Here is a 13,043-nt window from a genome sequence, read left to right as displayed (position 1 = left end):
GTGAGTGGCTATCGCTGAGGCACACCATTGCAGACGGTGAAGATGTCATCAAACGAAAGGTTTCCAGATGCGCACCCATGCCCAAGCCGTCGTGATCGGAGGCGGCGTGATTGGCTGTTCCATCCTCTACCATCTGGCAAAACTGGGGTGGACCGATGTGGTGCTGCTGGAACGTGATGAGCTGACGTCCGGGTCGACGTGGCACGCGGCGGCGAACATCCACGGATTGCACGACAGCACCAATATCAGCCGTATCCAGCATTATACGATGAACCTCTATAATGCGCTGGAAGAGGAAACAGGACAGTCCTGCGGTGTGTTCCAACCCGGTTCGCTCTATCTGGCGCAGACAGAAGAGCGCGAGCATCAGCTTAGGTTACAGGCCGCAAAAGCCAAGTTTTATGGGATGAACTTCCACGAGGTGGACCGGGCCGAGGCGGAACGTCTGCACCCACTGGTCGATTATGATGGCATCCGCTGCATCATGTACGAGCCCGATGGCGGGAACGTTGATCCTTCGGGCGTGACAAACGCTTATGCGATTGGTGCGCGGCAGAGAGGGGCCAAGATATACCGCTTTACGCCTGTCACCGCCACAGTGCCGCAACCCGACGGGTCTTGGATTGTTGAGACACCAAAGGGCAATATCAGGACTGAATGGGTCATCAATGCCGCTGGTCTTTGGGGTCGCGAAGTGGCCAAACTCGCTGGGATTGAACTGCCGCTCTTACCGACCGAGCACCAGTATTTTGTGACCGAAACCATTGCCGAGATCGCCGCAATGGACTGCCGATTACCATCCGTCGCGGACCGCGATGGTGAATACTACCTGCGCCAAGAGGGGCAAGGCCTCTTGGTTGGCGCTTATGAAAAAGATGTCCGGTTCTGGGCCGAGGATGGCACCCCGCAAGGCTTTGGCCATGAACTCTTTGCCGATGATCTGGAACGCATTGAAGACAATATGATGCGCGCGATTGACCGTGTGCCAGCCGTGGGTGCCGCCGGGATCAAACGGGTCATCAATGGCCCGATGATCTGGTCGCCCGACAGCTCTGTCCTCTATGGTCCACATCCTGACCTGCGCAACTACTTCTGTTGCAATGGCATCATTCCGGGTTTCAGCCAATCTGGCGGTATGGGCCTGATGGCCGCACAGTGGATCATCAATGGTGAAAGCGACTATGACATGTTCGCATGGGACGTGGCGCGATTTGGCCCATGGGCGGACGCGAAATTCACCAAGGCGCGTGTCGGGGACCAGTACGCAAAGCGCTTTGCAATCCATTTTCCCAACGAAGAGCGCGAGGCTGGGCGGCCGGTGCGCACGCGACCCATTTATGAGATGCAAAAGGATATGGGCGCAGTCTTTGGCTTAAACTATGGCTGGGAACATGCGGCTTGGTTTGCCGAGACGCCGGGTGTGGCGGACACCAACGGATTTACCCGGCAGAACTGGTTTGAACCGGTCGGGCGCGAGGCACGGATGCTGCGTGATACGGCGGGGATCATAGATATCTCCAACTTTGCCAAATACGCCGTAAAAGGTGTGGGCGCCGCAGATTGGCTCAACGCGGTCTTTGCCAACAACATGCCAAAAGCCGTGGGACGGTCCTGTTTGACGCCACTGATCGGCGTGAACGGCGGCATCGCAGGCGATTTCACTGTCACACGCCTTGCCGAGGATGAATTCTGGATCATCGGTGGTGGTGCGGCAGAACGTTATCACCAGCGGTTCTGGAAAGAGGTGCCTCTGCCAGAGGGCACTACCTTTGAGAGCCTGACGGACAGGATGTGTGGTTTCAACGTCGCAGGTCCACAATCGCGCGCTTTGTTGTCGCGATTGACCAACGCGGATCTGAGTACCGAGGCATTTGCATTCATGCGGTCGAAAAGGATCACCGTTGCAGGTGTCGACGTCATCGCCTTGCGGGTGTCGTTCACGGGTGACCTGGGGTGGGAACTGCATTGTGCCGAGGCCGATCAACAGGCGCTTTATGAGGCCTTGCTTGTAGCCGCAAAAGAGGTCGGAGCGGGCCCGGTCGGATCACGCGCACTGATGTCTTTGCGCATCGAGAAAGGCTATGGCAGTTGGAGCCGTGAATACTCGCCCGAGTATTGGCCACAAGAGGTTGGTTTGGATCGCCTAATCAGGTTGGAAAAGGATTTCCTAAACAAAGACAGTTATTTGAAGGTCAAAGATAGTGCACCACGCGAATTGCTGTCGCTGATCGAGGTACAGGATGTGACCAACGCGGACGCCACAGGCGGCGAACCCATCTTCTTACCCGACGGCACACCTGTCGGGCGCGTTACCTCAGGGACCTATGGCTATAGTGTCGAGAAGTCCCTCGCGCTTGGGTATCTCAAAGATACAGCACCCGGCACGGCTGTCGATGTCATGATCCTCGGCAAGCCGCATCGCGGTGTTGTTCTGGCGGAGCCACCATTTGACCCCGCCGGAGAGAGATTGCGCGCTTAAGGAATAATACGCGTATACTTGGTGCCTTCCAATGTTGCGCCAAGGCGCAAACCCGTCTGAGCGAAGACAACAGCGATGACCGGCGCGAGCGACGTCGTCGTTTCTGCCCGCAACATCTCGCTTTGATCGCGGAACGCATATTCAATGTCTGCGCCAGCCGCCCAACCGGGGCCGCGGCGGAATTCCAGCAATGCTTCCGGGGTCATGAAGAACAACACGTGGCTGAACTGCTGTGCGCCAATCTGCAAACCGGCACTGCCGGATGTTGCGGAATAGTAGTCAACCGTTGATGACCCCACGCGCAATGCGCCTCGGCCAAATGAGCCGCCAAACCCAAGACCCACTTCAGTCACCAAAGGCATCACCAAGGTACCTGCAGCTTTCGCCGAAAGATCACGGGTTGCGGGATACTGATTGAAGAGCCCTTGCAAAGTGCTGTCGACACGCGCGTCGATTGTCGCAGCACCTGGGCTGCCAATGCCGTTGCTGCATGCCGCCAGCGTGGATGCTGCCAATGTACCCAGCGCAAAACTGCGCCTTGATAGATTTTTCATAATAGATCCGCCTATTTGCCTGTGATGAGGACGTTTTTCGCCTCTTATACGCATGTTTATAGGCGAGACGCCGCGCGCTGTCACGTCGGAAGACACGCGGGATGGCGAAGATTGCCTATGCAGCGTTCAGTTTGTCGTGCGACGGACGATACGCTATGCGCTCTGCATCAGTTTTGCAGCCGCTGGCGCGAAATACGTCAGTATCCCATCACACCCTGCGCGCTTGAACGCCAGCAGGCTCTCCATCATCACCTTTTCCCCATCCAGCCACCCATTCTGCGCTGCGGCCTGCAACATCGCGTATTCACCGCTGACTTGGTAGGCATAGGTCGGCACACCAAAGCTGTCTTTGACCCGGCGGCATATATCCAGATAAGGCATGCCAGGTTTCACCATAATCATATCGGCGCCTTCCGACAGATCGCGTTCAACCAGACGCAGCGCCTCGTCACTGTTTCCAGGGTCCATTTGATAGGTGTTCTTGTCACCGGTCAGGGCAGATGAGGCCCCAACGGCATCGCGGAACGGTCCGTAAAAGCTACTGGCGTATTTTGCTGTATAGCTGAGGATCGCAACGTTCTGGTGGCCATCCGCCTCCAACGCTGCCCGGATTGCGCCGATACGCCCATCCATCATGTCAGAGGGGCCCAGAATGTCTGCACCTGCCTCAGCCTGTGCCAAACCCATTTTGACAAGGGCCTCAACAGTGCGGTCATTGACGATTTCGCCATTTTCGACAAACCCGTCGTGGCCGTTGATGTTGTAGGGGTCCAGCGCAATGTCGGTCATCACAGCGATATCGGGGGCGGCATCCTTGATGGCGCGGATGGCCTGATTTGTCAGATTATCTGGGGCCCAAGCCATCGCGCAGTCTTCGGTCCGAGCCGCCATGCTGGTGTAGGGGAATATGCAGATGGCCGGGATGCCAAGGGTTTGTGCCTCTTTCGCGGCCAGGGCCACCCGATCGACCGTGCGGCGTACAACGCCGGGCATAGAGGCCACGGGTGTTTCGTCATCCTTACCGTCCATCACAAAAATCGGCCATATAAGATCATCAACGGTAAGCGTATTCTGACGTGCCAAGGCGCGCAGGGCCGGGCTTTGGCGCATCCGGCGTAGGCGCGTGGCGGGGAAGGGGGCAAGGGTCGGTTTCATGAGCAGCGGCCTCTTTTTCGGGATGATTTCTTGGTGGCACGGATTTTGCCGCATCACAAGGCTGGGCAAGCCCGATACGGGGCGCTAGGTTCCGCCCACGACGGCAGTTATGACTGGAAGACCCCCTTGGACTGGACCCTAGCACTTGCGCGACTGATCGAACTGCAGACATTCACCAGCTTTTGGTATTGGCTTGTTGTGATTGTGACCTGGTCGATTGCGGGAAATTGGCTGATTGGGGTGCCGTTTGACATGCTCTATCGCGCGCGCAAATGCGCCGAACAGGAACTGGCCGACCTTGAGAGGCTGGTTGATATCAATGTGCGTCGGATTATCTGGACGGATCAGGCCTTTGGCCCGGCGATGGCGGGTCTGATCGGGTTTATACTGTGTTCGCTGGGCGTCGCGGGTTTTGTCTATGGGCTGGAACTGGGACAGGGGCTTTTTGTGCTCGCAGCCCCGCTGATGATTGTTGTGGGGTTCAATCTACGTCTGGCCAGACAGTTGCATGTGGCCCCTTTGTCGGGCCGCCCCTTGGTCAAACGGCTGTTTCTGGTAAGGCTCTGGACGCAGATCATTGCCATGTTTGCGCTGTTCTTTACCGCGATGTACGGGATGTACTACGTCATCACCGCGCAACAGTTCTTCTAATCGGTTGACACCACTGGCGCGCGGGGTAGGTCAGCGGCATGTCTGATCCCAAACACATCACCATTAGCGGCGCACCCGAAGGGTATGACGCACAACTGATCCTTGCTGAATTAAGCGCAGGGCAGCCTGTCCTACATATCGCCCGTGATGACAAGCGGTTGGTGGCAATGCAGGCAGCCCTGGCATTCTTTGCGCCGCATATGCCGGTATTTGTGTTCCCCGCATGGGATTGTCTGCCCTATGATCGGGTTTCGCCGAACACAGATATCTCTGCCGCGCGCATGGCCACATTGGCTGGTCTTGTGCATGGAATGCCCGAGACGTTCATTCTGCTCACATCGCTGTCCGCCGTCACCCAGCGGGTGCCAGCGCGCACACTGCTGCGCGAGGCGGCCTTCAAAGCGACGGTCGGCCACCGCATGGATGAAGATGCCCTGCGCCACTTCCTGATCCGCATGGGGTTCACCCAAAGTCCGACAGTGATGGAACCCGGTGACTATGCGATACGCGGCGGCATCATTGATATCTATCCGCCGGGGCAATCCGGCCCCGTGCGTTTGGATTTGTTCGGTGACGTCCTTGACGGCGCACGGCGCTTTGACCCAGCGACGCAACGCACAACCGAAAAGCTGACTGAGGTCGAACTGGCGCCCGTCTCTGAAGTGATCCTTGATGAGGCTGCAATCACACGGTTTCGCCAGAATTATCGTTTGGAATTTGGGGCGGCGGGCACGGACGATCCTCTCTACGAAGCCGTCTCGGCCGGACGAAAACACGCAGGCGTCGAGCATTGGTTGGGGTTCTTCCAGGATGATCTCGAGACACTTTTTGACTACCTGCCCAAGGCAACCGTTAGCCTTGATGACCAAATGACGCCCATGCGTCTGGCCCGGTGGGACAGTATCGCAGATCAATACGGGACGCGTATGCATGCGCTATCCCAAAAGGGGCGGATGGACAGTGTGTATAAACCCGCGCCGCCAGAGTTGCTCTATCTGGATGACGCCGCTTGGGAGGCCGTAGTCGCCGATCGGCGTGTCATGCAATTCTCACCGCTCAAGCAGGCCACTGGCCCAGGCGCCATCGATGCGGGTGGGCGCATTGGACGTAACTTCGCGCCAGAACGGCAGCAAGAACAGATCAGTCTTTTCAGCGCCTTAGCGGATCATGTGAAAGCTAAACTGAACGATGGACCGGTGGTCATCGCGTCGTACTCGGAAGGTGCGCGCGAACGACTGGAGGGGCTGATCGAAGATGAAGGCGTGGCAGAGGCGATCTCGGTCACCGACTTCAGCCGGGTGGGTAAAAACGGCTTACATCTTGCCGTCTGGGCGTTGGATAATGGCTTTGAGACGCCAGAGCTAACGGTGATATCCGAACAGGACGTCTTGGGCGACCGCCTGATCCGGCAAACCAAACGGAAACGCCGGGCCGAGAACTTCCTGTCTGAGGCCAATAGCCTGTCACCCGGTGATCTGGTCGTGCATGTCGATCACGGTGTCGGGCGCTATATGGGCATGGAGGTTGTGACCGCACTGGGCGCGGCGCATGAATGCCTGTTGCTGGAATATGCCGAAAGCTCAAAGCTTTATCTGCCGGTTGAGAACATCGAGCTTCTTTCAAAGTATGGTCACGAAACTGGGTTACTTGACAAGCTCGGGGGTGGTGCATGGCAGGCGAAGAAGGCCAAACTCAAAGAGCGTATCCGCCAGATGGCAGAGCGCCTGATACGTGTCGCGGCAGAGCGGGAACTGCGGACTGCGCCTGCGCTTGACCCGCCGGATGGGCTTTGGGATCAGTTCCTTGCGCGTTTTCCTTACGTGGAAACGGATGACCAACTGGCCGCGATTGAAGATGTGCTGACCGATTTGGGGGCCGGAAAGCCGATGGATCGTCTGATTTGTGGCGACGTCGGCTTTGGCAAGACCGAGGTGGCGATCCGCGCGGCCTTTATCGCGGCGCTTTCTGGCGTACAGGTGGCGATCATTGCCCCTACGACACTGCTCGCGCGTCAGCATTATCAGAACTTCGCAGAACGTTTCCGCGGCTTCCCTGTCAACGTCCGCCCGCTGTCGCGATTTGTGTCCGCGAAAGACGCGAACCTGACGCGTGACGGGATCACCAAGGGTACCGTTGACATTGTTGTCGGCACACATGCGCTGTTGGCCAAGGGCGTCCGGTTTAAGAACCTTGGCCTGCTAGTTATTGATGAGGAACAGAAATTCGGGGTCCAGCACAAAGAACGGCTTAAGCAATTGCGGACGGATGTGCATGTGCTGACGCTGACCGCAACACCCATTCCGCGTACACTTCAACTTTCGTTGTCCGGTGTGCGTGATCTGTCGATCATCGGCACGCCACCGATCGACCGCCTAGCGATCCGGACCTATGTGAGCGAATTCGACACGATCACCGTGCGTGAAGCGCTGTTGCGCGAACATTATCGAGGCGGCCAGTCTTTCGTCGTCGTACCCCGCATTTCCGACATGGCCGAGATGGAGGATTTCCTCAAACGCGAGGTGCCAGAGGTATCCTACATCTCGGCCACCGGTCAGATGGCGGCGGGCGAACTGGATGATCGCATGAACGCGTTCTATGATGGAAAGTATGACGTGCTGCTGGCCACGACGATTGTGGAAAGCGGCCTCGATATTCCCACGGCGAACACGATGATCGTTTGGCGGTCTGACATGTTCGGCCTCAGCCAACTTTATCAGATCAGGGGCAGGGTAGGCCGCTCCAAGACGCGGGCTTACGCCTATCTGACAACAAAGCCCCGCCAGAAATTGACGGATACCGCACAGAAACGGCTGCGTGTGCTTGGGTCAATTGATACCTTGGGTGCAGGCTTTACGTTGGCCAGCCAAGACCTTGATATTCGCGGGGCTAAAGCAACCTGCTGGGTGAGGAACAATCCGGCCAGATGCGCGAAGTCGGCTATGAGCTTTACCAGCAAATGCTGGAGGATCAGATTGCGGCCATTCGCTCGGGTAAGGCGGAAGGCATTATCGACGACGGGCAATGGGCACCGCAGATCAATCTGGGCGTGCCGGTGCTGATCCCCGATGACTATGTGCCGGATCTCGATGTGCGCCTTGGGCTTTATCGCCGTCTGTCCGAACTGACCACGAAGGTCGAGTTAGAAGGTTTTGCAGCAGAGCTGATCGACCGGTTCGGCAAGCTTCCGCGTGAGGTGAACACATTGATGCTGGTGGTGCGGATCAAGGCGATGTGCAAGCGCGCTGGCATCGCCAAACTGGATGCCGGACCGAAGGGCGCGACCATACAGTTCCACAACGATAAATTTGCCTCGCCCAAAGGGTTGGTCGAGTTTATTGGCGCGCAGAATGGTCTGGCCAAGGTCAAGGACAACAAGATCGTTGTGCGGCGCGATTGGGCCAAGGAACGCGACAAGATTCAGGGCGCGTTCAACATCGCACGGGATTTGGCGCAAAAGCTGGCGGATGAGAAGAAAAAGGCGCGCTGACGCCTGTTCGTTTTACGTCTCACCCGGTCTTTTGATCATATTGGTCAGCCAAAGGGCGAGGGATGCACAGATCAATGTGCCAATCGCCATGGGCATAGGCGTACCATCGAAGGCCAGTGCGATGGGGGCGGCGATGATGACCGCACCAATGGTCGCCACGGCAGCGATGATAGACGCGGCCATACCCGCGATATGTCCCATTTCTTCCATGGCCAGCGCATTGAGGTTCCCGATGGTCAACCCGGCCTGAAAGAAGTTCGCGGTGATCCAGAATACATAGGTGCCAAACGCCAACCAATACGGGCCGTTCGCGGCGGTGATGACGATCATTAAAAGCGTGATGCCGATCTGGACGGTATACATCGCCTTGATGATGGCACGCATACCTAACCGCACCACAATACGGGCATTCAGCACACTGGCGGAGGCCGCAACAATCGCGATCCCGCCGAACCAATAGTGAAAATGCGCGCCTTGCTCAAAGGTGATGTCAAACACCTGTTGGGTGGACGAAAGGACCGTAAACAGCATCCCGAAGGTCAGGGTTTGTATGAAGATTGACAGGCGCGCGGTGCGATGTCTGAACATCTCTGATGCGGCTGAAACCAAAGAGCGCAAGCTTAAGGGGCGCCGGTTTTCAGCCAATAGCGTCTCGGGCTGGCGGATCATCAGCCAGAGCAGCGTAAGGACGGAAAAGAGGATGAATGCCGCGAAAATGGCACGCCAGCCAAAGCCCAGAATGATAAAATGACCGATTGTGGGCGCCAAAGCCGGGACAAGGGAAAACACCACCATCACAAAGGACAATATCCGCGCCATATTAGGGCCAGAGTAAAGGTCGCGGATCAACGCCATCGCGACGACGCGGGGGCTTAGCGGCACCCAAGCCCTGCACAACGCGGGCAATCAGCATCACTTCAAGACTGGAGGCGGCCCAGGCAACGGCACAGGCAATGACATATATGATCGCGCCCCCAACCATAACCGGTTTGCGCCCGAATGCATCAGACAGCGGCCCTGTAAACAGGGTGCCGATCCCCATGCCAAGCACAAAGCTGGTGATGATCAATTGCGCATTATTCAGATTGTCGGGTGTGAGCGCGGCCCCAACCTCAGGCAGTGCGGGCAGCATGGCATCGATTGAGAACGCCACCGTTGCGGCCAGCATCGCCATCAGCGCTATAAATTCGACCTGCGGCAGCCGACGTGGCTCAACTGTGATTGCGGGCGCTTCCGTCATTCAGCAGCGTCGATTTGCTTCATGATGTCCTTGATCACATTGACCCACATGTCAGGCGGTTGTGCGCCCGGAACGGCATGTTGTTGGGCGACAATAAAGGTTGGGACAGAGTTCACACCCATTTCGCGGCTGTGCTTGTCGCGGGCGCGAATATCGTCGACGTCTGAATCCGAGGCCAGCAGTTTCGTCACCATCGCGGCATCCATATCTGCGCTGTCTGCAATATCGGCCAGCACCTCGTGATCGCCAATGTCACGCCCATCGACAAAATACGCTTTGAAGAGCAGATCAACGACAAAAGACTGGCGCTGCTCAATGCTTAAGCCCAGTGGATCAAGCGATGTGCGTTGATCGTGTTGGGCGTTTTCTTGATCGCATCGAAATTGACATGCGCGCCCGAGCGTTCTGCATGCTCGACCACCGGCGCATAAGCTTTTACAGCGCCTTCCTTGCCGCCGAATTTGCCTTCCAGATAGGCGCGTCGGTCCATGCCTTCGGCGGGCATATCTGGGTTTAGCTGAAATGGATGCCATTCAATTGTGAACGGGTGATCCGGAAACTGTTCCAGCGCCTTATCCAGATTTGTCTTACCGATGTAGCACCACGGGCAGATCGGGTCTGAAATGATATCAAGTTTGACCATAGGCGGTCTCCCATTCGTCGCGCAGCACTTTGCGCATAAGTTTGTTGTTGGCCCCCCGAGGGAGTGTGTCGCGGGCTACCAGAAGGCGCGGCGTCTTGTAGGCGGCCAATCGCGCGGCGGTAAACGCGCGAAGTTCATCTTCGTCTATCACGTCCGTGGCTACGTAAAACCCCGCTATGATAAAAACACCTGTGCGTACCTGCACAGCACAGGCTGCGGCTTCGATGATAAGGGGATGTGCGGTCAGCGCGTCTTCGACTTCGATGGGGCTGACACGGTAGCCGCCGGCGTTCATCATATCATCGGCGCGCCCGGCATAAGTGATGGCGCCCTTGGCGTCCATCGTCGCCTGATCACCGGTCAGGAACCAATCGCCTTGATAGCGCGCGGTGGTCTCTTTGGGTTTATCTAAATACCCCAGCATCAGGCCGGGGTCGGACTTGTGCACGGCGATAGTACCGACCATGCCGCGAGGGACGGGCCCTTCAGGCCCCATCAGGGCAACATTACGTCCCGGTTGGACAAATCCAGCCGCACCCTGCGGTGCCGGAGTTTCGGGTGACGCAGAGATAAATGTCGAACATTCGGACATACCGAAGGCTTCGAATACGGGAGTTCCGGTTTTTTCTTGCCAATCATCGCGGACAGAGGAGGCCATGGTTTCGCCCGCTGAAAGGCCGTGACGCAGATGCGGAAGGGCCCCCACATCGGCACGCAAAAGTCTGCGATAGACGCCCGGTGCCGCGGCAAAAAGTGTAGCCTGATACTCTTTCATCAAGGCAGAAAGGTGATCTGGCGTCACATCTTGCCCTGGGATCAAAGCAGTTGCACCGATGGACCAGGGGTCCATCAGCCCGGTGCCCAACGTATAGGTCCAGTTGAATGCGCCCGCATGCAGCATCCGATCTGTTTCGTGCAACCCATACCAGCCGTCCAACATCATCTGGCGCGCCCAGATCGCGCGATGTGCGTGGACAACCGGAGTCGGGCGACCGCTCGTCCCCGACGTGTAGATGATGTACGCGGGTCGGTCGGGATCGCCGATCACAAAATCGGTCGGGTTCAACGTCCAGAACTTGCGAAGTTGTTCGTTGACCGTGTGTTTTTGGCGGAGTTCCAAGGCAGGCTGTATGGTCTGAGTAACCTCCTCGTACTCGCGTTCCGACAAGGCGCTCGATAGCGACACCGGGATGATCCCAGCAGCAATTGCGCCAAGAAATGCGATTGGAAATTCCGGCGTATTGCCAAGCTGTAATATGACCCGCTCACCAGGGTCCAACCTGTCCAACAACGCTGTCGCTGTCCCTAGTACCGCACGTTTCAGAAACTGATAGCTGAAGCTCTCACAATCGCCGCGCGCATGAACAATCTGCAGCGCGGTTTTTTCGCCCAAACGATCCGCGTGAGACAGCACATAGGCTGCCATGTTGAAATCGTCCGGCGCAGGCGGAAACCCGTCTGATTGTACAAGCGACTGCATCGTTCACCGCTACCGACACGGCACCTAGGTTGCAAGATGTCCGCAGGCTGCTTATGACAAAGCTATGGCAGACAGCGACCCCAAAAACCTTATTCGCATCGCTCACGAAAGCGGCGAACCCGGCGTCGCGCAGCCGCTTGATCTGGGTGCGCGCGTGCGTGAATTGCGCAAAGCGCGCAGTTGGACTTTGGAACAAGCCGCACAACAGGCCGGGTTGGCCCGCTCGACACTGTCGAAGATCGAGAACGGTCAAATGTCGCCAACGTATGACGCCCTCAAAAAACTTGCCGTGGGGTTGGAAATCTCTGTTCCGCAACTCTTTACACCGCCCTCAAAGGGGCAGGTGAATGGTCGTATGGCTGTGACCCGGAACGGCGAAGAGGCCGAGAAGGTGACGACAACCTACGAACATGCGCTTTTGGCCGAGACATTGACCACGAAGAAGATGCTGCCTTACCGCACCCGCGTCCGCGCGCGGAACGTCGAGGATTTCGATGGCTGGGTCCGCCACGACGGCGAAGAATTTCTTTATGTGCTGACCGGTCAGATCCGACTTTATACGGAGTTCTACGAACCCGTAGACCTCAAGCGTGGTGACAGCACCTACTATGACGCAGCGATGGGGCACAATGTGGTCTCGATCAGCGCTGAAGACGCGACGATCCTTTGGGTCACATCGCTGAGTTAGCCCTGCGGAAATAACCGCGGCAGAATCAATGCCGCTACGCCGACACCGACAATCTGCATGGCCACGAACATTGGAACATGAGCCGGATTGATACCCGCAAACGTATCACTGAACCCACGTGCAATCGTGACCGCAGGGTTGGCAAAGCTGGTTGAGGACGTGAACCAATAGGCACCTGTGATGTAAAGCGCGACAAGGCTTGGAACGGCGTCAGGGCGGCCTTTCAATCCGCCAAAGATGACAAAGAGCAGCCCAAATGTGGCCAACACTTCCGAGAACCACTGCCCCACACCGGTGCGGTCTGTTGTCGAAGCCTGTAGAATGCTCAGATCAAACATCACGTGGGTGGCCCAAACACCGAGGATGCCGCCGATAATCTGCACGATCACATAGGACGCCGCATCTTGGAGGCCAATCTTTTTGCGTAGCAAGAAGGCCAACGTCACAGCCGGATTGAAATGAGCACCCGATAAGGGACCTAGCGTGGTGATGATCACATAAAGAATGCAGCCTGTCGCTATCGCATTGGCAAGCAAGGCAATCGCGACATTCCCATCCGACAACGTCGCGCCCATGATGCCAGAGCCCACCACGCCGATCAGCAAAAACGCCGTTCCCAGACCCTCGGCCAATAGTCTCTGCATTTTTACACTCAATCCGATCAGG

Annotated in this window: 7 protein-coding genes and 3 pseudogenes; 4 read left to right on the top strand and 6 right to left on the bottom strand. The window is 57.1% G+C overall.

The genetic code is table 11. The features are described from left to right. The first annotated feature begins 67 nt into the window (after nt 1-67). Entirely contained in the window at nt 68-2,479 is a 2,412-nt protein-coding gene (locus QTO30_RS04715) for a GcvT family protein (RefSeq protein ID WP_340422835.1), read from the top strand. On the opposite strand, the gene QTO30_RS04710 is transcribed toward QTO30_RS04715, so the two are convergent. Both QTO30_RS04710 and hemB read right to left on the bottom strand, forming a co-directional pair. Further along, nucleotides 2,476-3,033, bottom strand: coding sequence for a lipid-binding SYLF domain-containing protein (locus QTO30_RS04710; RefSeq protein ID WP_340422833.1), 558 nt, complete (start codon nt 3,031-3,033; stop codon nt 2,476-2,478). The genes QTO30_RS04715 and QTO30_RS04710 overlap by 4 nt on opposite strands. 153 nt (nt 3,034-3,186) lie before the next feature. Beyond that, nucleotides 3,187-4,188: a porphobilinogen synthase gene (gene hemB / locus QTO30_RS04705; RefSeq protein WP_340422831.1), complete on the bottom strand. Its 1,002-nt coding sequence runs from the start codon at nt 4,186-4,188 to the stop codon at nt 3,187-3,189. A gap of 126 nt (nt 4,189-4,314) precedes the next feature. Between hemB and QTO30_RS04700 the strand changes: the two genes are divergently transcribed. Both QTO30_RS04700 and mfd read left to right on the top strand, forming a co-directional pair. Next, the gene (locus tag QTO30_RS04700; protein WP_340422829.1) at nt 4,315-4,839 is read left to right on the top strand and encodes a hypothetical protein; all 525 of its coding nucleotides are present in this window, start codon (nt 4,315-4,317) and stop codon (nt 4,837-4,839) included. 38 nt (nt 4,840-4,877) lie between these two features. Next, nucleotides 4,878-8,326 (top strand): annotated as a pseudogene (gene mfd, locus QTO30_RS04695) (transcription-repair coupling factor). Nucleotides 8,327-8,338: 12 nt separating this feature from the next. On the opposite strand, the pseudogene QTO30_RS04690 reads toward mfd, so the two are convergent. The 3 genes and pseudogenes from QTO30_RS04690 to QTO30_RS04680 form a co-directional block, all read right to left on the bottom strand. Beyond that, a pseudogene (locus tag QTO30_RS04690) lies at nt 8,339-9,566 on the bottom strand (multidrug effflux MFS transporter). Then, nucleotides 9,563-10,209 (bottom strand): annotated as a pseudogene (locus tag QTO30_RS04685) (DsbA family oxidoreductase). Before QTO30_RS04685 ends, QTO30_RS04690 begins: the two co-directional pseudogenes overlap by 4 nt. After that, the gene (locus tag QTO30_RS04680; protein ID WP_340422827.1) at nt 10,196-11,689 is read right to left on the bottom strand and encodes a class I adenylate-forming enzyme family protein; all 1,494 of its coding nucleotides are present in this window, start codon (nt 11,687-11,689) and stop codon (nt 10,196-10,198) included. The pseudogene QTO30_RS04685 and the gene QTO30_RS04680 overlap by 14 nt, the downstream one beginning before the upstream one ends. A 64-nt stretch (nt 11,690-11,753) precedes the next feature. Here QTO30_RS04680 and QTO30_RS04675 point away from each other — a divergent pair, with 64 nt between their 5' ends. Continuing rightward, nucleotides 11,754-12,377, top strand: a complete 624-nt coding sequence (locus QTO30_RS04675; RefSeq protein WP_340422825.1) for a helix-turn-helix domain-containing protein — start codon at nt 11,754-11,756, stop codon at nt 12,375-12,377. Here QTO30_RS04675 and QTO30_RS04670 read toward each other — a convergent pair. Further along, nucleotides 12,374-13,021 (bottom strand): MIP/aquaporin family protein, encoded by a 648-nt coding sequence (locus QTO30_RS04670; RefSeq protein ID WP_340422824.1) that lies wholly within the window; start codon nt 13,019-13,021, stop codon nt 12,374-12,376. The two genes, QTO30_RS04675 and QTO30_RS04670, sit on opposite strands and share 4 nt — an antisense overlap. Between the last annotated feature and the right edge of the window lie 22 nt (nt 13,022-13,043).

The sequence above is a fragment of the Yoonia sp. GPGPB17 genome, from assembly GCF_037892195.1.
Classification (GTDB): Bacteria; Pseudomonadota; Alphaproteobacteria; order Rhodobacterales; family Rhodobacteraceae; genus Yoonia.
The sequence above is the reverse complement of the archived record's forward strand: the minus strand, read 5'-3'. Positions and strand labels throughout refer to the sequence as shown.